Source organism: Pseudoxanthomonas fibrivorans (assembly GCF_041464125.1).
In the GTDB taxonomy this organism is placed as follows: Bacteria; Pseudomonadota; Gammaproteobacteria; order Xanthomonadales; family Xanthomonadaceae; genus Pseudoxanthomonas.
Window position 1 is genome coordinate 573,204 of record NZ_JBGNUG010000001.1, and the last position, 23,533, is coordinate 596,736.

Genomic DNA, 23,533 nt, shown 5'->3' on the forward strand with positions numbered 1-23,533 from the left:
GCCGTGCCCGCGGCGCTGCGTGCGGTGGCCATGGTGCTCGGCGTGGCCTGGGCGATGCCGTGGAGCGTGGTCGGCGTGATTGCAGGGCTGGCGGGCGTGGCCCGCGGCGCCTCGCCCGTGCTCAGCCGGCGCGACCGCGCGCTCGTGTTCCGGGCCTGGCCGTGGGGGCCGGGCGGGGCGATGACGCTCGGCAATGTCATTCTCGCTACCGGGCCGGACCTGGATGCGGCGTGTACGACGTACGAGCACCGGGCCGGACGCTGCGTGCATCCGGCGGTGCGACTGGGCGACCACGAACGCGCGCACGTGTACCAGTACATGGTCCTGGGCCCGCTGTTCGTCCCCGTGTACCTGCTGTGCGGCGGCATTTCGGTGCGCAATCCGTTCGAACGCGCCGCCGACCACTACGCCATGCACGGCACCGGCTGGTGGCCGTCGACGGGCCGTTCGCGACGCTGAATCTGCGATGACACTGCGGCAACCGCAACGTGCGCGTCAGCGCACCGCAACAGTCCGCCTCTAACTTCTGGTGCACGGAATCGTAACGGCGGCGCGTGCACACTGCCGCGCATCGACCGAACGCAACACAGAAGAAGAGGAAACGGCCGAATGAGCATCGTCCTTTACGTGGGTGGCAGCAAGGATGGCACCCGCGGTTTCGTCCCGCATGGCTTCACCAAGTCGATGCGGGAGACCGTCGAATACGGACGCGAGATCTACGTCGAGCACATGGTCCGGCTTGCCCGTTACGGCACCGTCCGGATCATGGCGCTGGAAAGCCTGTGCGAGGAACTGATCGCCAGCCTCGTCTCGCGCCACTACGAGGCCGCGGCAGCGGCCTGATCCGCGACGCACGGCGGTGCGGGGTGCGCGTGCGCGTGCGCCGGACCGGTGTGTGTCGCACGGCGCAGCAGGCACGGGGCCGGCTAGGCGCTGCCCAGCCGGACGACATCGACGATCCGGTCCAGCCACAGGTAACGAGGCGCGGCGTCGCCGTTGTCCAACGGCTCCAGCCGCAGCAGGGCGTTGTAGCCCTCGGCCCCGTCCGCGGGGCGGAAGACCTGGAGCGCCGGTCGCGCCGCCACCACGCCGGACAGCTCCTCCCCGTCGTCCAGGGTGAGCCGCACCTGTTCCTCGTCGTCCAGCGCGTGGATCAGCGCATTGAGCCGGGCGATGCCGTCATCGCCGGCGAGCAGGCGTCCGGGCAGTTCGTTCATGCGCGACTCCTCGTGCCGGAAAACACGAGCATGCCCCGCGTGGCGCGAGCGGGGCGTGAGAAGGCAGGGCGCAGACTCGCGGGAGGCGATCCGGGATGTGGTGCCGAAGGTGGGACTCGAACCCACACGGTTTTAAGGCCGGCGGATTTTGAGTCCGCTGCGTCTACCATTCCGCCACTTCGGCGCGGGCCGGCAGTATAGCGGCCACGGCGGGCGCGCTGCTATCGGGCGGCGTCGGTGCCGAGCAGGCGTTCCTCGCGCACCAGCCAGCCGTCGTCGCAGGTCTCGTTGGCGGCTTCCGGGACGAACACGTGGCAGCGCAGCAGCTGGCGCTGGTAGACGTGCAGCGACACCGCGATGTCCTCGCCGCTCGGGTTGCGGATGGCGTGGTACTCGTGCGGGGGAATCAGGCTGCCCGCGGTACCCGGCCCGGCCTCGATGTCGCCCATCCGCGCGAAGCGCCAGCGCGCCCCGTCGCCGTCGCGCTCGCGGGGCTCGTACTGGGTGATGGCCAGGCGCCCGTGCCAGACGCCTTCCACGCACCAGGCGCCGTCGTGGTCGTGGATGCGGGTGCCCTGTCCGGGGCCCCAGGTCATCGCGATCACGCTGTAGCCCAGGTCCGGGCTGACGTGCAGCTCCCGCCGGGCGTAGTGGTCGGCGATCGGTTCGAGCACCGCGCGCGGCAGGCCGACCTCGCGGTCGGCGAACAGCGCCACCAGCGTTTCGCGCAACGCGGCGGTGACCGCGGTCTCGTCCTCGAGCCGGACCGCCGCGTCCAGCGCGGCGACCAGTTTTTCCTTGCCGGTGAAATGCACGGTCGATCCTCAGGCTGCCGGGCAGGGTAGCGCCCCGCCCGTTAGCTAAATGTTTCCCGTGCAACTGGTCAGAGGGAGTCGAGGAACCCGCGCACCGCCGGGCCGAAGCGGTCGACGTCGACCAGGAAGGCGTCGTGCCCCTGTGGCGAGTCCATGCCGATGAACCCGGCCTCGGCCCCGCCGCGGGCCAGGCCATCGGCCACTTCCTGCTGCTGCTGGACCGGGAACAGGATGTCGGTGTTGGCGCCGATCGCCAGGGCGCGCTCGACCCCGTTGGCGGCCAGCGCCGCCAGCCCCGCCATCGCGTCGCCCCCGGCCGCTTCGCCGAGGTCGAACCAGTCCATGGAGCGGCTCAGGTACAGGTAGCAGTTCGGGTCGTAGCGCCGCACGAACCGCCGCGCATGGCCTTCCAGGTAGCTCTCCACCTGGAACTCGAGGCCGAACGGGTCCTCGCCCAGGTCGGCCGACTCGTCCAGGCGCACGCGGCCGAAGCGGCCGTCCCATTCCAGCGCCGAACGGTAGGTGATCACGCCCAGCTTGCGCGCGATCCGCATGCCCGATTCCGGGTAGCTGTCGTCGTCGTAGTCGCCGCCGTTCCAGTTCGGGTCCAGCCGGATCGCCTCCCGCTGCAGCGATCGCACCGCGATGGAGAAGGGCAGGGCTCGCGCGCTGCCGGAGATGTTGATGTGCGAGCGGGCGATGCCGGGGTGGCGCGCCAGCAGCGACAGCGCGGTCATGCCGCCCATCGAATTGCCGATCACGCACGCCAGCCGCCCGATCCCCAGGCCGCGCACGACCGCCGCCGCGGCATCGGCGACGTCCTCGATCGACAGTTCGGGGAAGGTCAGCCGGTAGGGTGCGCCGGTCGCCGGGTCGACCGAGGCCGGGCCGGTGGAACCCTTGCAGCTGCCGAGCGAGTTCACGCAGACCACGAACCAGCGGTCGGTGTCGATCGGCTTGCCGGGGCCGAGCATCGCTTCCCACCAGCCCGGCGCGGGGTCGTCCGCGCTGGAGGCGGCATGCGCGTCGGGCGACAGTCCGGTGACGAGCAGCACCGCGTTGCCGCGCTGCGGGTCGAGTGTTCCCCAGGTCTCGTAGGCGACGCGCGCGCCGTGCAGGGCGCCGCCGCGCTTCATCGGGAACGGCGAGGGCAGCGCGTGGAAGCGGCTGCCCGGCGGGATGAACTCGTGGGTCGGGGCGGGGGACATAGGGGCCGGAGTGTACCGGCATCGGCCCGCGTCGTTGGCGGGCGTCCCGCGGGAAACTGATTCCCGCGCGCGTGGCGGAGCCCCCCGGGGACCGGGATGCGGCACGCGCGTCGCTAGGGGGAGCGTCCGATCACCAGTTCCACGGGCTGCGTGGCCGGCAGCGCGACCCGCACCGGTGTCGATTCCAGGTCGTCCTCGCCACGGTTGGCGTTGCCGCTCGCCGACAGGCGCGCGAACACTTCGACTTCCTGCAGCGCCGACAGCTTCTGGGTCGGCATCGGGCTGTCGCCGTCGTCGAGCACGACCTCCAGCGGCAGGTCCTGCAGCGCGTGGCGTTCGACCGCGACCGGCATCGGCGGGCCACCCGGCATGCGTGCGATCACGAACACGGTCGTGTCGCCGCGCAGGCGCACGCGCGCGGCGAAGTCCGGATCCAGCGACACCCTGACCGTGAGCGCGTGCGAGGCGTCGGCGGCGGTTGCGCCACCGGCTCCGGGCGTCGCGGCGGCCGGCAGCGGCGGCATCCCGGCGGCGGCGCGGGCTTCGTCGATCTGCACGCGCAGGCTGCGCGCCGTGGCCGCGTCGACCGCGCCCAGCAACGGCTCCCACGTCCTGGCGGCTTCGGCATGGTTCCCGGCCTGGCGCTGGGAAATGCCCAGGAACCAGGTCGCGCGCGGATGCCCGGGCTGCCGCGCGATCGCGTGCTGCAGCCACGCCACCGCTTCGGCGTCGAAACGCCGCTGCGGGTCGGCCAGCGCACGCGATTCGGCGGCATCGACCAGCAGGTCCGGCTCGTCCGGGGCCAGCTGCACGGCGCGTGCGTAGGCCTCGCGCGCGGCGACGGGGTCGCCCAGCGCGGCCTGCGACCGGGCCAGCAGCGCCCAGCCTTCGGGCTGCGCCGGGTTGCGCTCGAGTTCGGCCTTCAGTTCCGCCACCGCCGCGTCCAGGCTCTGCGGCGCGACCGCCGCGGCCTGCTGCAGGCCCGCCGGCGTGCCGACCAGCCGGTACATGGCAAGCGCGCCCACGCCGAGCAGCAGGACCACCGCAGTCCACGGCCACGGCCCGCGCCGCCGCAACGGCCACAGCACCCAGCCCAGCACGCCGAGCGCGATCGCCGTGGCGAGCGCGGCGAACACCGCGGTGGTGGGGATCACCATTCCTGCTCTCCCTGGTCATCGCCGTCGCGCCGGCCGGGGCCGGTGGCGTCCTGCGCCGGAGCCATCGCGCGGCGGCGCACGACGTGCCAGACCAGCCCGGCGCCACCGAGCAGGACCAGGCCGGGGCCGAACCACAGCAGCCAGGTGCGTGCGCCGACTTCCGGGCGGTACAGCACGAACTCGCCGTAGCGGTCGACCAGGAACCGCTTGACCTCCGCGTCGGTCCTGCCCTGGCGCATCAGCGCCAGCACTTCGCGGCGCATGTCCTGGGCGATCTGCGCGTTGGAATCGGCCAGCGACTGGTTCTGGCACATCACGCATCGCAGTTCGGCGGTCAGCGCGTGGAAGCGGACTTCCTCGGCCTCGTTCCGGAACCGCAGCGGCGAAGCGTCGCCCGCCGGCTGCGCCTGCGCGGCGGCCGCGCAGGCCACCGCCAGCAACAGGCCAGCCGCCAGGGTGCGAACGGGGCCGGTCACTGCGCCCGCTCCACCTGCTCCAAGGCGGGCAGCAGCTGGCTGGCGACCACCTCTTCGGTCAGCGGGCCGGTGTGCTTCCAGCGGACGATGCCGCTGCCGTCGACCAGGAAGGTCTCCGGTGCGCCGGCCACGCCCCAGTCGAGCGCATAGCGGCCCTCCTGGTCGGCGAGCACGACGAAGAACGGGTTGCCGAACTGTTCGAGCCAGCGCAGCGCGTCGGCCGGTTCGTCCTTCCAGTTGTAGCCGACCACGCGCACGCGCCGGGTCTCGGCGAACCTGGTCAGCACCGGGTGCTCGTCGCGGCAGGCCGCGCACCAGCTGCCCCAGACGTTGAGCAGGTAGGGCGCGCCGCGCAGCTGGGCCGCGTCGACGGTGATCGTCGGGTCGTGCAGCACGGGCAGGCTGAACGCCGGCGCCGGCCGGTCGATCAGCGCCGACGGCAGCACGTCGCGGTCGGCGTCGCCCGAGCGCATCACGCCGTACAGCATCAGGCCGAGCAGGCCGATGAAGAACAGCGCGCCGATGACCACGGCGACCACGGGCAGGCCCTGCGGGCGGGCGGGATCGTTGGGCGGGGTGTTCATGCGCACGCTCTCATGTGGAGGGGGCCTCCGGCAGCCGGCGGAAGCGCCGGTCCGCCGCGGTGACCAGGCCGCCGATCGCCATCAGCAGGGCGCCCGCCCAGATCCAGCGGACGAACGGCTTGATGTGCACGCGTACCGCCCAGGCGCCGTCGCCGAGCGACTCGCCGATGGCGACGTAGACGTCGGCGGTCACGCCGGGGCGGATGCCGGCCTCGGTCATCACCTGGCCACCGCTGGCGTAGGCGCGCTTCTCCGGATGCAGCAGCGCCAGTTCACGGCCATCCCGCAACACCTGCAGGTGGCCGCGGTCGGACAGGTAGTTGGGGCCCTGGGTCTGGTCCACGCCCTGGAACACGACCGTATGGCGGCCGACCTGCAGCGACTGGCCCGGCTTGAGCGCGACTTCGCGCTGCACGTTCTGGGCTTCGACCAGCAGCGCGCCGGCCAGGAACACGCCGATGCCCAGGTGGGCCAGGGCCATGCCCCACATCTCGGCGGTCATGCGGCCACCATTGCGCAGCCGGCTCCAGACGAAGCGCAGCGTGCCCAGCCCGACCCATGCCGCGCCGGCCACGCCCAGCGCGGTCTTCCACGCGCCCTGCGGCGCGGTGAAGTACGCCGCCACGCCCATGCCGAGGGCGACGCCGAGCCACGGCAGCAGCATCGCCAGCACGCGCGAGGGCTGGTCGCGCTGCCAGCGGGTCAGCGGGCCGAACGGCACCAGCGCCACCAGCGGCGCCATCAGCACGAAGAACAGCAGGCCGAAGTAGGGCGGGCCGACCGAGATCTTGCCCAGGTCCAGCGCGTCGGCGATCAGCGGGTACAGCGTGCCGAGCAGGATCATCGCGCAGGCGCTGGCCAGCAGCAGGTTGTTGAGCAGCAGCAGGGTTTCGCGCGAGGCCGGCTGGAAACCGGCGCCGGGCTGCAGCCGGCCGGCGCGCAGCGCGTACAGCAGCAGCGAGCCGCCGATGACCAGGCTGAGGAACACGAGGATGAACAGGCCGCGCGAGGGGTCGGCGGCGAACGCGTGCACGCTGGTCAGCACGCCGGAGCGGACCAGGAAGGTGCCCATCAGCGACAGCGAGAACGCGGCGATCGCCAGCAGCAGCGTCCAGCCGGCGAAGCTGCCGCGCTTCTCGGTGACCGCCTGCGAATGGATCAGCGCCGCGCCGACCAGCCAGGGCATGAACGCCGCGTTTTCCACCGGATCCCAGAACCACCAGCCGCCCCAGCCCAGCTCGTAGTAGGCCCACCAGCTGCCCAGGCCGATGCCGACCGTCAGGAACGCCCAGGCCACGTTGGTCCACGGCCGCGTCCAGCGCAGCCAGCGCGCGTCGACCCGGCCGTCCAGCAGGGCGGCGATGGCGAAGGCGAACGGCACCGAGAAGCCGGCCCAGCCGATGTACTGCATCGGCGGATGGATGATCATCCCCGGGTCCTGCAGCAGCGGGTTGAGGTCCTGGCCTTCCACCGGCGCCGGCAGCAGCCGGGTGAAGGGATTGGAGGTGAAGATCAGGAAGGCGAGGAAGCCGAACGAGACGATGCCCAGCACGCCGAGCACGCGCGCCACCACCACCGCCGGCAGCCGGCGCGAGAACACCGCCACCGCCGCGTTCCAGCACACCAGGATCAACGTCCACAGCAGCAGCGAACCTTCGTGCGAGCCCCACACCGCGGTGTAGCGGTAGACCATCGGCAGCAGCGTGTTGGAGTTCACCGCCACGTACTTCACCGAGAAGTCCTGGGCGACGAAGGCCCAGGTCAGGATCGCGAACGCGCCGCCCACCAGCAGCAGCTGGGCGCAGCTGGCCGGTCGGGCGATGTCCATCCACGCGGTGTTGCCGCGCTGGGCGCCGGCCAGCGGCAGCACCGCCTGCAGCAGCGCGACCAGCAACGCCAGGACGAGCAGGACCTGGCCCAGCTCAGGCAGCATGGCGGCCTCCGGTCGCAGGTCGGGTGGCGGCGCGGCCGGGGCGGGCGCGCACCGTGGCGGGCGGGGTGACGTCCCGGCGCGTGCGCGCCGCCGTCGACCGCGTCAAGGCGCAGCCCCCGGGGCCGGGGCCTGCACGTCGTGCTTCTGGTGGGCCTTGCCCATCTTGTCGGCCACTTCCTTGGGCATGTAGTTCTCGTCGTGCTTGGCCAGCACGTTCTCGGCGACGAACACGCCGTCCTGCATGCGCCCGGTGGCGACCACCGCCTGGCCTTCGCGGAACAGGTCCGGGAGGATGCCGGTGTAGGCCACCGCCAGTTGCGCGTCGCCGTCGGTGACCCGGAAGCGGGCATCCAGCGAGCCGGTGGTGCGCTGGAACGAGCCCTTCTCGACCATGCCGCCGAGGCGGAAGCGGGCCTGGCCCGAGGCGACCTCGGCGCCGGCGTCGCCGCGCAGCACCTCGGCCGGGGTGTAGAGGTAGGCGACGTTGCGCTGCAGGGCCATGGCCACCAGCGCGGTGGCCACGCCCGAGGCGAGCACGAGCAGGGCCACGAACAGCAGGCGGCGGCGGCGGACGGGGTTCATCGGGTCAACTCCGCGGCCGGGTCCACGGGACCGGCCGGCTTGCGCTCGCGCCGCGCACGCAGGCGCGCGGCACGCAGTTCGCGCCGCACCTGCAGGCGCGGGGCGAGGAAATCCCAGAGGAAGACCAGCACGAACACCGCGTAGGCGCCGATCACGTAGGGCAGGTAGCTCATGCGGATTCCCCGGCGAGCCGGCGCACCCAGTCCCTGCCCGACTCGCGGGCCAGGTTGTCGGCGCGGGCGCGGGCCAGCAGCGAGCCGGCGAACCAGAACTTGGTGCCGGCGACCATCCACCACAGCGGCGCCATCATGCTCGGGTCCAGGCTCGACTCGCCGAACACGCGGATGGTCTGGCCCTGGTGCAGCGAATCCCACCACTCCACCGAGTAGCGGATCACCGGCAGCAGGGCGACACCGACGATCGCCAGCAGCCCGGCCATGCGCGCCGAGGCGCGGCGGTCGTCGCCGGCGTGGTACAGGCCGATCACGCCCAGGTACAGGAACAGCAGGATCAGCTCGGTGGTCAGGCGCGGGTCCCAGTCCCACCAGGTGCCCCACATCGGCTTGCCCCAGATCGAGCCGGTGGCCAGGGTGATCACGGTGAAGGCCGCGCCGACCGGGGCGCAGGCCATGGCCAGGATCTCGCACAGCTTGATCCGCCAGACCAGGGCGATGGCGGCGTAGAACGCCATCAGCCCGAACACGAACATGCTCATCCAGGCGGCCGGCACGTGGATGTAGAGGATCCGCGCGCTGTCGCCCTGCTGGTAGTCGGCCGGGACCACGAACAGCGCCTGCCACAGGCCCACGCCCATCAGCAGCACCGCCGCCAGCCAGCACCACGGCGCCCAGCGCGCGGCGAAGCGGTCGAAGTACGGCGGCGAGCCGAGTTGGTGGAACCAGCGGATCACCGGGTTCATGGAAAAAATCGCATCGCTCGCTGGGTGGCGCCGGCCCGGGGCGGGGCAAGCGGGCCGGACTGGCTCGGATTTCCGCATTTTTCCAGACTCGGCCCGCCGGGGCCAGCGAGCGGCCTGGTCAAAATGTCCAACCCGTTCAGCGCCGTCGCCGGTCCGGCGGCGGCATGCGGGACAGGGCCATGGTCGCGCGGCGCGGCGGGCATCGCCTTGATCGGGCGCAAGCCGGTCAGCCCTGCGCGATCCGGATCGCCGCGGCGGCGGCCAGCGGCGCCAGCACGGCCGAAGCCACCAGCATCGCCGCCAGCAGCAGCAGCGCCCCGCTGGCGTCCAGGCCCTGCGCGCTGGCGGCCACGCTGCCGGCGCCGAACACCAGGACAGGCACGTACAGCGGCAACGCGAGCAGCGCGACCAGGATCCCGGAACGCTTCAGGCCGACCGTCAGCGCCGCCACCACCGCGCCGAGCAGGCTCAGCACCGGGGTGCCCAGCAGCAGGGTCAGCATCAGCATCGGCAGGTGCGCCCGCGGCAGGTACAGGAACTCGCCCAGCACCGGCACCACCAGCAGCAAGGGCACCGCCGTGGTCAGCCAGTGGCCGAAGGTGCGCACGGCGACCAGCCAGGCCAGCGGCACCGGGGCAAGGATCCACTGTTCGAGCGAGCCGTCCTCGGCGTCGCCGCGGAACAGGCTGTCCAGCGACAGCAGGCCGGCCAGCAGCACCGCCACCCAGATCGCGTAGGGCGCGACGAAATCGCGCAGCACCTGCTTCCCGCCGCCCAGCGCCAGGGCGAACATCACCACCACCAGCAGGGCGAACAGCGCCGGCTGCAGCGCGTCGCCGCGGCGGCGCCAGACCAGGCGCAGGTCGCGCAGCAGCAGCGCCCGGCCGGCCTGCAGCAGGCCGGGCCCGGCGCCGGCATGGACCGCGCTCATGCCGCGCCCCCCAGCGCAAGCATGCGCGTGCGCACCGGCGGGGCGGCGTAGGCGCCATGGGTGGTGACCAGCGCCGCCCCGCCCTCGCGCAGGTGCGCCGAGATCATCCGGTTGACCAGGTTGATCCCTTCCAGGTCGAGGTTGGCGTAGGGCTCGTCGAGCAGCCACAGCGGCGCCGGCGCCAGCCACATCCGCGCCAGGGTCACCCGCTTCTTCTGCCCGGCCGACAGTTGCCGCGCCGGTGCGTCCTCGTAGCCGGCCATGCCGGCGACCGCCAGCGCCGCCTCCGGCGACTGCCCGGGCCGGCGGCCATGCAGGCCGCACAGGAACTCGAGGTTCTCCAGTACCGACAGCTCGCCCTTCAGCGCCGGCAGGTGGCCGAGATAGGCGATGGCCCGGGCGCGCAGGTCAGGCGCCGCGGGCCGGCCCTCGATCTCGACGAGGCCGGTATCGGCGCGCAGCAGGCCGGCCAATACCCGCAACAGGGTGGTCTTGCCGCTGCCGTTGCCGCCCTGCACCAGCAGCGCCTCGCCTGCATCGACGGCAAAGTCGAGCGGGCCGAACACCGGCTCCTCGTTGCGGGCGAACGCCAGGCCACGGGCGGCCAGCAGCGGGGAAGGAACGGCATCGGTCATCGGCGTGCATTGTAGCGGGGTGCCCGGACTCCCGGTCCGCGGGCGCGTGCACGATGTTTCCGGGCCGCCCACGCCGGCTTCCCGCGGGCACGAAGGACGCCTGCGCGCGGCGCCGCAGCGGCACCACGCCGCCCGCGCGCTGGCCGCGGGTCAGGCCGGCCCGGGCTCCCGGTGGCGCGAGACCAGCGCCACCACGGCAAGCACCAGCCCATGGCCGGCCATTGCCACGGTCCACCAGAGCGTCGGCCAGCGCATGACCGAGGCGTCGCCCGTGCCCAGGCCGATGGCGCCGAACAGCAGCATCCCGAACAGGTAGCCGGCCAGGTGGATGAGCACGGACAGGCGCAGCCTGGCGAGGTCCCTGGAGCTGTTCCCGCGCCCGGTCGCCACGGCGCGCGCCTCGGCGTCGACGGTCAACGCCGCGAGATCGACGCCGAACACGGCCGCCAGGGCCATGAGCGACTCGCGCGCCGCCGTCCCGCCGCGCTCGATCCGCTGGACCGTCCTCAGGCTGATGCCGGCAGCCTCGGCCAGGTGTTCCTGCGACCAGCCGCGCGCTTCGCGAAAGCGCCTGACCTGCGGTCCGTCCACGTGGATCTGCATCGTCGTTCCCGTTCTTCGCCGCCGGCATCCCCGGCCGGCCAAGAGTGCCCCGGTTCGCAATGCCGGTACCACGTCATCGGGCCGCCATCGGGCCGCCAGCGGCCCGCCACCTTCCGCGTGCCGGGTCGCGCCGGCTGCCTGCGCGCTCAGCGCGCCGGCGTTTCCAGCACCCAGTCCACCCAGCGGGCATCCGCATCGGCCGCCGCTCCGGAAGGTGGCGTGCGGTACATCCGCAGCCGAACCGGGTCGCCGGGCCGCCAGTGCAGCAAGCCGGCCTGGCCGTAGCGACGGGCCAGGCGGTCGGCGGTGGCCGTGTCCAGGCCGGCCACCAGCCAGCCTGGCTCCTCCCAGTGGCCGTCGACGTCGCCCGAGGTGGTGCGCAGCACGGGGCGGTGCAGGGCGTCGAGCTCCGCGCGCAGGGCCGCATCCGCGGCGAGGTTCGAGGCCGCCGGCTGCGGCCTGGACTGCGGATTCCACCCGGTGACCAGGGTCAGCGGCGACCCGGACGCGGCCGGAAAGGTCCGCGCCAGCTCGGCCGGTGCAGGCCGTCCTACCACCAGCGCCAACCACTCGCCGTGGCCCAGGTGCACGCGGTAGCGCGCCGCGAGATAGGCGCGCAGCAGCACGCCGGTGGCCGGTGCCGCGCGGGAAAGGCCTTCGTGCGCCATGGCCCATCATCGCCGGCCACCGCCGTTGCGTACACTCGGCGGTCCGACCCCCACGTCACCCACGGAACCGCGATGCCCCTGCAGATCCCGCCGACCAAGCTGCCCCGGGTGGGCACCACCATCTTCACCGTGATGTCGCAGCTGGCCGCCGAGCACGGCGCGGTGAACCTGGGCCAGGGTTTCCCGGACTTCCCGGTACCGCAGCGGCTGGTCGACGAACTGGACGCGGCCATGCGCGCCGGCCACAACCAGTACGCGCCGATGACCGGCGCGCCGGTGTTGCGCCAGGCCATCGCCGGCAAGGCGCTGCGCTGCTACGGCGCGCAGGTCGATCCCGATTCCGAGGTCACCGTCACCAGCGGCGCGACCGAGGCGATCTTCAACGCGATCCACGCGGTGGTCCGCCCCGGCGAGGACGTGGTCGTGCTCGACCCGGCCTACGACTGCTACGAGCCGGCGATCGACCTGGCCGGCGCGCGCGCGGTGCACGTGCCGCTGGACCCGCTGACCTTCGCCGTCGACTGGGAGCGGGTCCGCGCGGCGATCACGCCGAAGACGCGGCTGCTGATGGTCAACAGCCCGCACAATCCGTCCGGGGCGATGTTCTCGGCCGACGACATGCGCGCGCTGGCCGAGCTGCTGCGCGGCACCGGCATCCTGCTGGTCTCCGACGAGGTCTACGAGCACATCGTGTTCGACGGCCGCCAGCACGAGTCGGTGCTGCGCTGGCCGGAACTGCGCGAGCGCGCGTTCGTGGTGTCCAGCTTCGGCAAGACGTACCACTGCACCGGCTGGAAGGTCGGCTACGCGATCGCGCCGCCGGCCCTGACCGCCGAGTTCCGCAAGGTCCACCAGTACAACGTGTTCTGCACCTTCGCCCCGGCCCAGCACGCGTTCGCGGCGATGATCCGCGACGAACCCGAACACGACGAGCAGCTGGGCGCGTTCTACCAGGCCAAGCGCGACCGCTTCCGCGAACAGCTGCTGGGCACGCGGCTGAAGCCGTTGCCGGTGCCGGGCGGCTATTTCCAGCTGGTCGACTATTCGGACGTGAGCGACCTGCCGGACCACGCGTTCGCGAAGTGGCTGACGGTGGAGAAGGGGGTGGCCGCGATCCCGCTGTCGCCGTTCTACGAAACCCCGCCGGCGGGCCAGCGCCTGGCGCGGCTGTGCTTCGCCAAGAACGAGGCCACGCTGGACGCGGCGATCGAACGGCTCAAGGCCCTCTGAGGAGCAGACCTTCGATGGATGACCTGCGCATTTCCCTCGTCCAGGGCGATACCCGCTGGCACGACCCGGCGGCCAACCGCGACTACTACGGCGCGCTGGTCGCGCCACTGGCGGGCGCCACCGACCTGGTGGTGCTGCCGGAGACCTTCACCAGCGGGTTCTCCAACGACGCCATCGACAAGGCCGAAGGCATGGACGGGCCGACCGTGGCCTGGATCCGCGGCCAGGCACGCAGCCTCGGTGCGGCGGTGACCGGCAGCGTGCAGCTGCGCACGGGCGAGGGCGTGTTCAACCGGCTGCTGTGGGCCACGCCGGACGGGGCGCTGGCGCACTACGACAAGCGCCACCTGTTCCGCTACGCCGGCGAGCACAAGCGCTACGCCGCCGGGCGCGAGCGGCTGACGGTGGAGTGGAAGGGCTGGCGGATCAATCCGCAGGTCTGCTACGACCTGCGCTTCCCGGTGTTCTGCCGCAACCGGTTCGACGTGGAGCGGCCGGGCGGCATGGACTTCGACCTGCAGCTGTTCGTCGCCAACTGGCCGGCGCCACGCGCCTACGCCTGGAAGACCCTGCTGCGCGCCCGCGCGATCGAGAACCTGTGTTACGTCGCGGCGGTCAACCGCGTCGGCACCGATGGCAACGACCTGGCCTACGACGGCGACAGCGCGGTGATCGATTTCCTGGGCCAGCCGCAGGTCGAAGCGCACGGTCGCGAGCAGGTGCTGACCACGACGCTGTCGGCGGCCGCGCTGGCCGCGCATCGCGAGCGCTTCCCGGCGATGCTCGACGCCGATGCGTTCGACCTGCGCGGGTAGCGCAGGCCTGCGCGATGACCGGGGCGGGACTGGCCGCGCCCACCGCGGCGATGCCCCATCCGCGTGATGCGGCCGTCGCGGCGCGGGCCTAGGATGGCGTCCACGACGACCGTGGAGCACGCCCGATGGCCCCGCCCGATCACCTGCAACTGGCCTGTCCGCACTGCGCGGCGCTGAACCGCGTTCCGGGGGCGCGCACCGGCGAGGCCCCGGGCTGCGGCCGTTGCCACGGCCGGCTGTTCCCGGGTGAGCCGTTCGCGCTGACCGCGGCGACGTTCGACGCCCATGCCCAGCGCTCGGACCTGCCGGTGCTGGTCGACTTCTGGGCGCCGTGGTGCGGGCCGTGCCGGACCATGGCGCCGGCCTACGCGCAGGCGGCCGCGCTGCTGGAGCCGCGGCTGCGCCTGGCCAAGGTCGATACCGAAGCCGAGCCGGCGCTCGCCACGCGCTTCGGCATCCGCAGCATCCCGACCCTGGCCCTGTTCCTGCACGGCCGCGAACTGGCACGGCAGGCCGGCGCGATGCCCCTACAGTCGATCGTGCAATGGACCCGCCAGCACCTGCCGCCCGACGCGGCCTGACACCGGAGCAACCCCATGGACGAAACCCGCCGGATCGGCGTGACCCTGCACCAGGACGCGGCGGACGCGTCCGGCTATGCCTTCCGCGTCGCCTTCGACGACACCGCGATCGCGGAGCTGTCCACGGACGAATCGCCGCCGCTGGGGCAGGGCGCGGGGCCGGATCCGTCTCGCCTGCTGCTGGCGGCGGTGGCCAACTGCCTGAGCGCCAGCCTGCTGTTCGCGCTGCGCAAGTTCCACAACCATCCCGGCCCGCTGGTCACGCATGCCGTGGCGACGCTGGCGCGCAATGCCGCGGGCCGCTGGCGCGTGGCCCACATCCACGCCGACCTGCGCCTGGCCGAGCCGGCGGACGGCCACACGCAGGTGGAGCGGCTGCTGGCGCAGTTCGAGGACTTCTGCATCGTCACCGAGAGCGTGCGCCAGGGCGTGCCGGTGTCGGTTTCGGTGAGCGATGCGCGGGGCAACCGGCTCCACGGGGGCGACGACACCGCGCGCGAGCCCAGCGGCGGTTGAGCGGCGGTTTAGGTCGCGCACGGGGCGATGACGGTGCCCTGCTATATGCTCCGGGCCACCCGGTGCCGCGCACCCGAACGGAGACCACCATGAAGCGTACCCCGTCCCTCGTGCTTGCCGCTTTCCTGCTTGCCGCGCCGGCCGCGCACGCCGCCGGCAGCGTCGACTGCAAACTGCGTTTCAACCTGTCCGGCTGGTCGGCGTTCTACAAGACGGCCAAGGGCAACGGCACCATCACCTGCGACGACGGCAGCAGCCTGCCGGTGAGCATCAGCGCCAAGGGCGGCGGCCTCACCTTCGGCAAGTCGACGATCGAGAACGGCACCGGCGAGTTCTCCGGGGTGCACGGCATCCGCGAGACGCTCGGCACCTATGCGGCGGCCGAGGCCCACGCCGGGGCGGTCAAGTCGAGCAAGGCCCAGGTGATGACCAAGGGCGAGGTATCGCTGGCGCTGGCCGGGACCGGGCAGGGCTGGGACCTGGGCGTGGCCTTCGGCAACTTCGTCATCGAGGCGCGCTGAGCGAGCCGGCGCACGAAACGACAGCGCCGCCCTCGCGGGCGGCGCTCTTCCTCACGTGCGGTCCGCCGTGCCGATCCGGCACGGGGGCAGTCAGCCCTGGCCGCGGGGACCGCGGTTGCCGCCGCGCGGCGCACCGCCGGGCCTGCCGCCCGGACGCCCGCCGGGGCGTGCGTTGCCGGCAGGGCGCGGACCGTTTCCGCCCGCAGGACGGGGACCGCCGCCTCCCGGTCGCGGGCCGCGCGGGCCGCGGGCCGGGCCAGGATGCGAGCCTGGCGTGGCGTGGTCGGAGGGAAAATGCGGGGCATTGCCGGGATGGCCGTACGGACGCGGCTTGCGCTGGCCGGCACCGGCACCCTGGCCCTGGCCGCCACCGGCATACCCGCCGCCGGCGCCACCGCCACCACCACCGCCGGGACGGCCGCCCGGCTTGCCGTAGCGCGGCTTGCCGCCGGGGCCGGCGTTGCGGTGCCCGCTGGGGCCGGTATCCACGCCGTCGGGCACGTACCAGGTGCGGAACGCGGCCGGGTTGCCATCCGGCAGCGGCTTGGGACCCTTCTGCTTGCGCTGCTTGAACGGCTTCTGCGACTGCTTGGCCGCCATCTCGCCGCTCACGGTCAGGCCCCCGTGCGGCTTCTTGCCGCCGCGGCCGCGACGGTCCTCGCGCACGTGGTCGAAGCGGCGCAGCTCGCGGCCCTCGTCGGCGGTGTTGTGGCCGTTGACGTAGGCCTGGCCGGGACCGCGCTCGCGGCCGACATGCACGGTCGCCTTGGCGGCGCGGCGCTGGCCGATCACCGGCTGCAGGGTGAGGGTGGAGGCGCCGGCGTCTTCCAGCGCCAGCGCCTTGCGCAGCGCCTCGACCTGCTCGACCGGCAGTTCCTGCGACTGGCCGCGCAGCAGTTCGCGCGGCAGGCTGACTTCGCCGTACCGGGTGCGCTTGAGCCGGCTGACCTGGCAGCCCTGCGACTCCCACAGGCGCCGCACCTCGCGGTTCCGGCCCTCCTTGACCACGACCTTGAACCAGTCGTGCGAGTCGGTGCCGCCGATGCGTTCGATCTGGTCGAACTTGGCGGGCCCGTCCTCGAGCGCCACGCCGCGGGCGAGGCGGTCGACGATGTTGTCCGGCACGGTGTCCTCGCCTTCCGGCGCGCGCACGCGGACCACGTATTCGCGCTCGACCTCGTGCGAGGGATGCATCATCGCGTTGGCGATCTCGCCATCGGTGGTGAGCAGCAGCAGGCCGGTGGTGTTGATGTCCAGGCGGCCGATCGCGATCCAGCGCGCGCCCTTCAGCCGCGGCAGCGCCTCGAAGATGGTCGGGCGGCCTTCGGGGTCCTCGCGGGTGGTCACTTCGCCTTCCGGCTTGTTGTAGACCAGCACGCGCGCCGGCTCGGTCAGCGCCGAGGCGACGAAGGCCTTGCCGTCCAGCTCGACCCGGTCGCCGCTGCGGATGCTCTGGCCGACCTGCGCGACTTCGCCGTTGACCTTGACCAGGCCGTCGGCGATGCGCTGCTCCAACGCGCGGCGCGAGCCGAGTCCGGCCTGGGCCAGGACCTTGTGCAGGCGCTCCTCGGCCTTCGCGGCGGGCGTGGCGGCGGCTTCCTCGCCGCGCTTCAGCGACAGCTTGCCAAGGGTCTTGCGGGGTGTATCAGTCATGGGTCCTGCTCCGGCCGTCGTTCTCGTCTTCGGCCTGGGTTTCGGTTTCGGGGGCGTCGTCGGCGTCGTCGGCCGCAGGCGCTGTGGGGGTGTCATCGGTGCCGGAGGACACGTCGGCGTCGCCGGCGCCTGCGGGCGTTCCGCCGCCGCTGTCACCGGTTGCGTCCTGGTGGGCCTGGTCGTGGGTGCGGTCGTCGCCGGCGTCGACGTCGTCCACGTCCGTCGCATCCGCATCGTTCGCGGCGGATCCGCGGCCGGCATCCGCATCCGTGCCCGCATGGCCATCCGGGTCCGCGGCGATGCCTGCCTGGGCCGGCACGGTGTCCGGGTCCAGCGGCAGCTGCGGCTCCAGTTCGCCGATGTCCTTCAGTTCCGACAGCGGCGGCAGTTCGTCCAGGCGCTTGAGGCCGAAGTAGTCGAGGAACCCGCGGGTCGTGCCGTACAGCGCGGGCTTGCCGGGCACGTCGCGGTGGCCGACCACGCGGATCCACTCGCGCTCTTCCAGCGCCTGGATGATGTTGCTGCTGACGGCCACGCCGCGGACCTGTTCGATCTCGCCGCGGGTGATCGGCTGGCGGTAGGCGATCAGCGCCAGGGTTTCCAGGGTGGCGCGGGTGTACTTGGTCTTGCGCTCGGTCCACAGCCGGGCGACCCAGGCGTGGACGTCGGCCTTGACCTGGTAGCGGAAGCCGGAGGCGACCTCGACCAGCTCGACGCCGCGCTCGGCGCAGGCGGCGGCCAGCTGCTCCAGCGCCGCCTCGACGCTGCCGGGCGGGGCCGGCGCGTCCTCGGGGAACAGCGCGTGCAGCTGGGCCAGCGCCAGCGGCTGGTTGGCCGCCAGCAGCGCGGCCTCGACGATACGGTTGATCAGCGCCTGGTCCATGGATCTCGCAGGGTCTGGTGGAAGGGGGGCGGCCGGGGTCAGCCCGCGGCCGGCGCGCCGGTGGCGTCGCCGTCGTCGAACTCGCTGTGGAACGACAGCGGTTCGGCGGTGTTGCCGATGGCCAGCGACTTGACGTAGATCGGGGCCAGCGGCGCGTCCTGGACAATGTCCAGCAACTGTTCCTTGGCCAGTTCGAGCAGCGCCAGGAACGTCACCAGCACGCCCAGCTTGCCTTCTTCGGCGGTGAACAGCGCCTCGAAACGGTGGAAGCGGCCGTCCTCCAGCCGCTGCAGCACGTCGCCCATGCGCTGGCGCACGCTGAGCGCCTCGCGCCGGATGTGGTGGCCGCTGAACAGCTCGGCGCGCTTGAGCACGTCGTGCAGGGCCAGCAGCATTTCGCGCAGGTCCACCGGCGGCGGCAGGCGGACCACCGCGCGGTCCGGCACGAACGCCTGCACCGGGGTGGTGTCGCGGTCCTGGCGGGGCAGGGCGTCGATGTCCTCGGCGGCCTGCTTGAAGCGCTCGTACTCCTGCAGCCGGCGCACCAGTTCGGCGCGCGGGTCGGCCTCGTCGCCGTCCTCGCTCACCGGCCGCGGCAGCAGCATCCGCGACTTCACCTCGGCCAGGATCGCGGCCATCACCAGGTACTCGGCGGCCAGCTCGAAGCGCAGGTCCTGCATCACGTTGATGTAGTCCACGTACTGCCGGGTGATCTCGGCGACGGGGATGTCGAGGATGTCCAGGTTCTGGCGGCGGATCAGGTACAGCAGCAGGTCCAGCGGGCCTTCGAAGGCGTCGAGGATGACCTCCAGCGCGTCCGGCGGGATGTACAGGTCCTGCGGGATCTGCAGCAGCGGCTGCCCGTGCACCACCGCCAGCGGCATTTCCTGCTGCTGCGGGGATTGGGGAGGCTGCATTGTCGGGGTCGCGTCTTGCGCGGGTTCGGAACTCATCTGCTCGAAAGCCATGCCCGGTACGGGGGCGCACTGCGACGCCCGACGTGGGCGTGCCGCACCTGCGGTGGCCGCCGCCTCCGGAAGGCCGGGACGGGTGCCGTTACATGCACATCAATACAGGCCCGGCGCCGCAGGGGTGGCGGCGGCCGACAGCCGGGAGGTCGTCTGCGTATGGCGGGGCGGGGCAGCGATCGGTCGCCGGGAGCGGCAGGCACCCTCGGGCGAGGCGTGATCCTGTGGTGTTCCCTTGCCGGCGGGCCACTGCATCCGGCCAACGTGACGCGAAGGGTAAGCGCTCGCGGGCGGCGCTGTCCAGCAGCAGGCGGGCCGGCGCCTGGCGCGACCCGGCGCATCGGCCGGGGCCAGGTGCCGTCCACCTGTCGTCCGGCGGCCGGTCCGCGCGGCAATGTGCACGTTGTTGCGATGCAGCATCCAGAGTTCCGGGTATCCTGTTGCCCCGCCACGGCATTTTCCCCTCCGGCCGTCTACCCAGGCTGTCTGGAAACGGTTACAGTGCCGGCGCCGGCCGTCCTCGGGCCGGGGGGAGAGGGCATGGGCCGGCTGGCAGTGACGATCCGCGATGTCGCGCGCGAGGCCAACGTCTCGGTCGCCACCGTGTCCCGCGCGCTGAACGGGCACAGCAACGTCGCCGAGCCGGTGCGCCGCAAGGTGCTCGAGGTCGCCAACCGCCTGCGCTACAGCCCGCACGCCGCCGCGCGCAGCCTCAGCAGCCGCAGCACCCAGACCATCGGGGTGGTCCTGCCGGACCTGCACGGCGAATTCTTCTCCGAACTGATCCGCGGGATCGATGCGATCGCGCGCACCGCCGGCCGCCACCTGCTGCTGTCCAGCTACCACGGCGATCCGGAGGAGCAGGCGGCGGCGCTGCGCGCGATGCGCGGACGCGTCGATGGCCTGCTGGTCATGTCCCCCTACGCCGAACGGCCGGGCTTCCTCGCCGAGAACCTGCCGCCGCTGCCGGTGGTGCTGATCAGCACCCGCCAGGACGAACCGGCGTGGCCCGTGTTCGAGATCGACAACCACGCGGGCGCGGCGGCCATGACCCGCCACCTCCTGTCGCTGGGTCACCGGCATATCGCCTTCATCGGCGGGCCCGAGCACAACCATGACGCGCGCGAGCGGCTGCGCGGGTTCCGCGAGGCCGTCGCCGCGCAGGCGGACGCGCGCGGCAGCGAGTTCGCCGGTGATTTCGACGAGGCGTCCGGCCAACGCGCCGGTCGCGCCATCATCGATGCGACAGACCGGCCCGATGCGGTGTTCGCCGCCAACGACATGATGGCGCTGGGCTGCCTCTACGCATTCGCGCAGGCGGGACTGGACGTGCCCGGCGACATCGCGCTCGCGGGCTTCGACGACATCCCGCTCGCGCGATTCGTTCACCCGTCGTTGACCACGATGAGGGTGAGTATCGCGGAACTCGGCGGCAGCGCGCTCAGGCGCCTGCTCGCACAGATCGACGCCAGCGAGCCGGCCGCGATCGAGCACCACGTGCTCGTACCGGAACTGGTCGTGCGCCAGTCAAGCAGTGGCCCGGATCCGGCGGCGCAGACCGCCACGGGCAGGCGGAAGAAGAACCCGAAGAACTGATCACCACGCTGCACCATCCTGGGAGGGAAATCCGATGATCGGCACACGCAATGCGAGACCCGCGCGCAGGCTCCTTGTTGTTGCTCTGGCCAGCTGCATGGCGCTGGGGGCGGCACCGGCCATGGCGCAGAGCACCGGCGCCACCATCCGCGGCCAGGTCATGGCCGACTCGGCCCCCGCCGCCAACGCGCAGGTGGTGGTCGTCAATCCGGCGACCGGCCTGCGGCGGAGCGTCCAGGCGGGTGCGGACGGCAAGTATTCGGTCGCCGGCCTGCCGCCGGGGACCTACCGGATCGAGGTCCAGTCGGGTGGCCAGGCCACGACGCGGGAGCTGACCGTGCAGGTCGGCCAGACCGCGACCTTGAACCTCGGCGTGGGCGGCGTGGCCGAGACCGCCACGGCGGGCGAGGCGACCACGCTGGACGCGGTGCAGGTGGTCGGCGCGGCGGTCGAAACCCGTACCTCGGAGGTGGCGACCTACATCAGCAACAAGCAGATCGAGGCCCTGCCGCAGAACAGCCGCAACTTCCTCGCCTTCGCCGACACGGTCCCGGGCGTGCAGTTCATCACCGACGCCAGCGGCAACAGCCGCCTGCGCTCGGGCGCGCAGAGCGCCAACGCGGTCAACGTGTTCATCGACGGCGTGGGCCAGAAGAACTACGTCACCACCGGCGGTATCAGCGGACAGGACACCAGCCGCGGCAACCCGTTCCCGCAATCGGCGATCGGCGAATACAAGGTCATCACCCAGAACTACAAGGCCGAGTACGACCAGCTGAGCAGCGCGGCCGTGGTCGCGGCCACCCGCTCGGGCAGCAATGAATTCCAGGGCAGCTTCTTCTGGGACTACACGATGACCGACTGGCGCGCCGCCACCGACTTCGAGCGGCGGCCGGGTGCGACCAAGGCGGAGAGCAAGCAGGAGCAGTACGGCGTCTCCTTCGGCGGACCGATCATCACCGACGTGGCCCACTTCTTCGTCGCCTACGAGGCCAAGGAGTTCAGCACCCCCAAGACCTTCCGCATCGGCGGCGGCTACGACGTCGGCGACCTCCCGCCGGAGTTCCAGAGCGACTTCGGAACCGGGACGTACACTTCGCCGTTCAAGGAAGACCTGTACTTCGCCAAGGTCGACTGGCTGGTCGGCGAGAACCATTACTTCGAGCTGACCGCCAAGTACCGCGACGAAAGCGAGACGATCCAGGTCGCGGACGAGCGCCTGCCGCCGGCGGGGACGTACAACACCAACGAGGAGACCCGGGTCGACCTCCGTTACCAGCTGACGGCGGGCGACTGGCTCAACGATGCGCACGTCACCTACGAGGACGCGTTCTGGAGCCCGGAGCCGGCCAACTTCATCCCCGGCTACCACCTCATCACCGGCAATGGCGGTACCTCGCGCGACGGCACCCTGATCGTGCGCAGCGGCGGCGGCGACAACTACCAGGACAAGGGCCAGAAGGGCTGGTCCTTCCAGGACGACCTGACCTTCACCGGGTGGAGCGGCCACACGGTCAAGATGGGCTTCAAGTACAAGCGGGTGGACCTGGAGACACTCGAGCAGAACCGCTACAACCCCCAGTTCTTCTACGACATCAACGAGAGCCTCACCGTCCCGGTGCGCGTGCAGTTCGGCGCGCCGGTGGCCGGGTTCGGCGACGGCACCGCGAGTTCGGAGAACAGCCAGTTCGGGATCTACATCCAGGACGACTGGGAGGTCAACGACCACCTGACTTTGAACCTGGGCGTGCGCTGGGACGTGGAGAGCACCCCGAGCTACGAGGACTACGTGACCCCGGCCGAGGTGGTCACCGCGTTGCAGAACTCCAACACCAACCTGCCCAACTCGGGCGTGGACATCGGCGACTACATCAGCACCGGCGGCAACCGCGATCCCGACCGCAACAACTGGGCGCCGCGCTTCGGCTTCTCGTACGACCTCAACGCCGACCAGCGGCACGTGATTTTCGGCGGCGCCGGCCGCTCGTACGACCGCAACCTGTTCGACTACCTGCAGAACGAGGTGGCGAAGGCCAGCTGGGGCCAGTACGTCTACGACTTCAACACCGCCGCGCATCCCTGCGACCCGGCCACCACCGCGAGCTGCCGGCAGTGGGATCCCCGCTACCTCGACCCCGAATACCTGCGCGGCACCGCGGTGGCGGGTTCCGGCCGCGAGGTGTTCCTGATGAACAACAACCTGGTGGTGCCGTATTCCGACCAGTTCGGCCTGGGGATGCGCAACGCGTTCGAGGCCTGGGGGCACGACTGGCACACCGAGGTGATGTACTCCTACGTCCGCAGCCACGACGGCATCGCGTTCCTGCTCGGCAACCGCCGGCCGGACGGGCTGTTCTTCCCGCCGACCCCGCCGGACGCCACCGATCCGCCGCCGTGGGGCCAGGGCTTCGCGCCGTTCTCGAACCTGATCCTCGGCCAGAACGCGCTGGAGACCAAGACCAATTCGGTCTACCTCAAGCTGGAGAAGCCGTACACGCAGGCGTCGGGCTGGGCGGCGACGTTCGCCTACACCTACACCGACTCCGAGCAGAACACCCCGATCGACGGCTGGCCGGGCGCGTTCAACGCCCAGGACATCGAGGACTACGGCTGGTTCCCCGGCACGGTGCCGAAGAACCGGGTCGTCGCCTCGGGCATCTGGGACGGCCCGTGGGGGCTGACCTTCTCCGGCAAGGGCGTGTGGGCGGACGGCACGCCGCGCTACTACCAGAACTGCAACATGTCGGCCTGGGCTTACTGCCATTTCGAAGCTTTCACCCCGGACGACGATTTCAAGCAGGTCGACGTGGCGATGGAGAAGGTGTTCGATACCGGGAGCAACGTGGCGCTGCGCCTGCGCTTCGACGTGCTCAACATCTTCGACTGGACCAACTACTCCGGCTACGAGACCTGGCGCGGTGGCGCGAACGAGCCGCAGAACCCGCTGTTCGGCACGCCGAACGCGATCGCATTGCCGACGCGCACCTTCAAGCTGTCGATCGGCATCGACTGGTGAGGCCACGGCGACCGTCCCGGACTCCT

General features: G+C 71.9%; 24 protein-coding genes, 1 tRNA gene and 2 pseudogenes. 9 read left to right on the plus strand and 18 right to left on the minus strand.

Annotated elements, in window-relative coordinates:
• Positions 1 to 15 precede the first annotated feature (15 nt).
• Positions 16 to 459, plus strand: coding sequence for a hypothetical protein (locus ACA089_RS02740; protein ID WP_372017619.1), 444 nt, complete (start codon positions 16 to 18; stop codon positions 457 to 459).
• Between the two features lie 150 nt (positions 460 to 609).
• Positions 610 to 843, plus strand: a complete 234-nt coding sequence (locus ACA089_RS02745) for a hypothetical protein (RefSeq protein ID WP_372013160.1) — start codon at positions 610 to 612, stop codon at positions 841 to 843.
• 83 nt (positions 844 to 926) lie between these two features.
• Here ACA089_RS02745 and ACA089_RS02750 read toward each other — a convergent pair whose 3' ends face one another.
• From ACA089_RS02750 to ACA089_RS02820, 15 genes are all read right to left on the minus strand, one after another.
• Complete coding sequence (locus ACA089_RS02750; RefSeq protein ID WP_372013162.1) at positions 927 to 1,217, minus strand: DUF3247 family protein; 291 nt, start codon at positions 1,215 to 1,217, stop codon at positions 927 to 929.
• 98 nt (positions 1,218 to 1,315) lie between these two features.
• Positions 1,316 to 1,401: transfer RNA gene (locus ACA089_RS02755), tRNA-Leu, on the minus strand.
• Between the two features lie 37 nt (positions 1,402 to 1,438).
• Positions 1,439 to 2,032 (minus strand): cysteine dioxygenase family protein, encoded by a 594-nt coding sequence (locus ACA089_RS02760; protein WP_372013164.1) that lies wholly within the window; start codon positions 2,030 to 2,032, stop codon positions 1,439 to 1,441.
• A 68-nt stretch (positions 2,033 to 2,100) separates the two neighbouring features.
• Entirely contained in the window at positions 2,101 to 3,240 is a 1,140-nt protein-coding gene (metX, locus tag ACA089_RS02765) for a homoserine O-acetyltransferase MetX (RefSeq protein ID WP_372013166.1), read from the minus strand.
• A gap of 113 nt (positions 3,241 to 3,353) precedes the next feature.
• Positions 3,354 to 4,397, minus strand: coding sequence for a tetratricopeptide repeat protein (locus ACA089_RS02770; protein WP_372013168.1), 1,044 nt, complete (start codon positions 4,395 to 4,397; stop codon positions 3,354 to 3,356).
• On the minus strand, positions 4,391 to 4,852 hold the full coding sequence (locus tag ACA089_RS02775) for a cytochrome c-type biogenesis protein (protein ID WP_372017621.1): 462 nt from the start codon (positions 4,850 to 4,852) through the stop codon (positions 4,391 to 4,393). Before ACA089_RS02775 ends, ACA089_RS02770 begins: the two co-directional genes overlap by 7 nt.
• Positions 4,853 to 4,869: 17 nt before the next feature.
• The gene (locus ACA089_RS02780) at positions 4,870 to 5,457 is read right to left on the minus strand and encodes a DsbE family thiol:disulfide interchange protein (RefSeq protein WP_372013170.1); all 588 of its coding nucleotides are present in this window, start codon (positions 5,455 to 5,457) and stop codon (positions 4,870 to 4,872) included.
• Positions 5,458 to 5,467: 10 nt separating this feature from the next.
• The gene (locus ACA089_RS02785; RefSeq protein WP_372013172.1) at positions 5,468 to 7,390 is read right to left on the minus strand and encodes a heme lyase CcmF/NrfE family subunit; all 1,923 of its coding nucleotides are present in this window, start codon (positions 7,388 to 7,390) and stop codon (positions 5,468 to 5,470) included.
• Between the two features lie 102 nt (positions 7,391 to 7,492).
• Complete coding sequence (gene ccmE, locus ACA089_RS02790) at positions 7,493 to 7,972, minus strand: cytochrome c maturation protein CcmE (protein ID WP_372013174.1); 480 nt, start codon at positions 7,970 to 7,972, stop codon at positions 7,493 to 7,495.
• Positions 7,969 to 8,145 carry a heme exporter protein CcmD gene (ccmD, locus tag ACA089_RS02795; protein ID WP_372013175.1) on the minus strand — a complete coding sequence of 59 codons (177 nt, stop codon included), beginning with the start codon at positions 8,143 to 8,145 and terminating at the stop codon, positions 7,969 to 7,971. The genes ccmE and ccmD overlap by 4 nt, the downstream gene beginning before the upstream one ends.
• Positions 8,142 to 8,891 carry a heme ABC transporter permease gene (locus ACA089_RS02800; protein WP_372013177.1) on the minus strand — a complete coding sequence of 250 codons (750 nt, stop codon included), beginning with the start codon at positions 8,889 to 8,891 and terminating at the stop codon, positions 8,142 to 8,144. The genes ccmD and ACA089_RS02800 overlap by 4 nt, the downstream gene beginning before the upstream one ends.
• A 226-nt stretch (positions 8,892 to 9,117) precedes the next feature.
• On the minus strand, positions 9,118 to 9,822 hold the full coding sequence (ccmB, locus tag ACA089_RS02805) for a heme exporter protein CcmB (RefSeq protein WP_372013179.1): 705 nt from the start codon (positions 9,820 to 9,822) through the stop codon (positions 9,118 to 9,120).
• A complete protein-coding gene (ccmA, locus tag ACA089_RS02810; RefSeq protein WP_372013181.1) occupies positions 9,819 to 10,457 on the minus strand; it encodes a heme ABC exporter ATP-binding protein CcmA in 639 nt (212 codons plus the stop codon). Before ccmA ends, ccmB begins: the two co-directional genes overlap by 4 nt.
• 150 nt (positions 10,458 to 10,607) lie before the next feature.
• Positions 10,608 to 11,060, minus strand: a complete 453-nt coding sequence (locus ACA089_RS02815; RefSeq protein WP_372013183.1) for a helix-turn-helix domain-containing protein — start codon at positions 11,058 to 11,060, stop codon at positions 10,608 to 10,610.
• 146 nt (positions 11,061 to 11,206) lie between these two features.
• Complete coding sequence (locus tag ACA089_RS02820; protein ID WP_372013185.1) at positions 11,207 to 11,728, minus strand: DUF3293 domain-containing protein; 522 nt, start codon at positions 11,726 to 11,728, stop codon at positions 11,207 to 11,209.
• A 72-nt stretch (positions 11,729 to 11,800) separates the two neighbouring features.
• Here ACA089_RS02820 and ACA089_RS02825 point away from each other — a divergent pair, with 72 nt between their 5' ends.
• From ACA089_RS02825 to ACA089_RS02845, 5 genes are all read left to right on the plus strand, one after another.
• Entirely contained in the window at positions 11,801 to 12,958 is a 1,158-nt protein-coding gene (locus ACA089_RS02825; protein WP_372013187.1) for a pyridoxal phosphate-dependent aminotransferase, read from the plus strand.
• Between the two features lie 14 nt (positions 12,959 to 12,972).
• Positions 12,973 to 13,773, plus strand: a complete 801-nt coding sequence (locus ACA089_RS02830) for an amidohydrolase (RefSeq protein WP_372013189.1) — start codon at positions 12,973 to 12,975, stop codon at positions 13,771 to 13,773.
• 125 nt (positions 13,774 to 13,898) lie between these two features.
• Complete coding sequence (trxC, locus tag ACA089_RS02835) at positions 13,899 to 14,354, plus strand: thioredoxin TrxC (RefSeq protein WP_372013191.1); 456 nt, start codon at positions 13,899 to 13,901, stop codon at positions 14,352 to 14,354.
• Between the two features lie 15 nt (positions 14,355 to 14,369).
• Positions 14,370 to 14,870, plus strand: a complete 501-nt coding sequence (locus ACA089_RS02840) for an OsmC family protein (RefSeq protein ID WP_372013193.1) — start codon at positions 14,370 to 14,372, stop codon at positions 14,868 to 14,870.
• 89 nt (positions 14,871 to 14,959) lie between these two features.
• The gene (locus ACA089_RS02845; protein ID WP_372013195.1) at positions 14,960 to 15,391 is read left to right on the plus strand and encodes a hypothetical protein; all 432 of its coding nucleotides are present in this window, start codon (positions 14,960 to 14,962) and stop codon (positions 15,389 to 15,391) included.
• A gap of 74 nt (positions 15,392 to 15,465) precedes the next feature.
• On the opposite strand, the pseudogene rluB reads toward ACA089_RS02845, so the two are convergent.
• From rluB to ACA089_RS02860, 3 genes and pseudogenes are all read right to left on the minus strand, one after another.
• A pseudogene (gene rluB / locus ACA089_RS02850) lies at positions 15,466 to 17,044 on the minus strand (23S rRNA pseudouridine(2605) synthase RluB); the annotation flags it as partial.
• Positions 17,043 to 17,927: pseudogene (gene scpB / locus ACA089_RS02855) on the minus strand (SMC-Scp complex subunit ScpB); the annotation flags it as partial. The pseudogenes scpB and rluB, both read right to left, overlap by 2 nt.
• Positions 17,928 to 17,965: 38 nt before the next feature.
• Positions 17,966 to 18,880, minus strand: coding sequence for a segregation and condensation protein A (locus ACA089_RS02860; RefSeq protein ID WP_372013197.1), 915 nt, complete (start codon positions 18,878 to 18,880; stop codon positions 17,966 to 17,968).
• Positions 18,881 to 19,435: 555 nt separating this feature from the next.
• Here ACA089_RS02860 and ACA089_RS02865 point away from each other — a divergent pair.
• Together ACA089_RS02865 and ACA089_RS02870 are read left to right on the plus strand one after the other, a co-directional pair.
• Positions 19,436 to 20,491 carry a LacI family DNA-binding transcriptional regulator gene (locus tag ACA089_RS02865; protein WP_372013199.1) on the plus strand — a complete coding sequence of 352 codons (1,056 nt, stop codon included), beginning with the start codon at positions 19,436 to 19,438 and terminating at the stop codon, positions 20,489 to 20,491.
• 34 nt (positions 20,492 to 20,525) lie between these two features.
• Positions 20,526 to 23,507, plus strand: a complete 2,982-nt coding sequence (locus ACA089_RS02870; protein WP_372013201.1) for a TonB-dependent receptor — start codon at positions 20,526 to 20,528, stop codon at positions 23,505 to 23,507.
• Positions 23,508 to 23,533 lie beyond the last annotated feature (26 nt).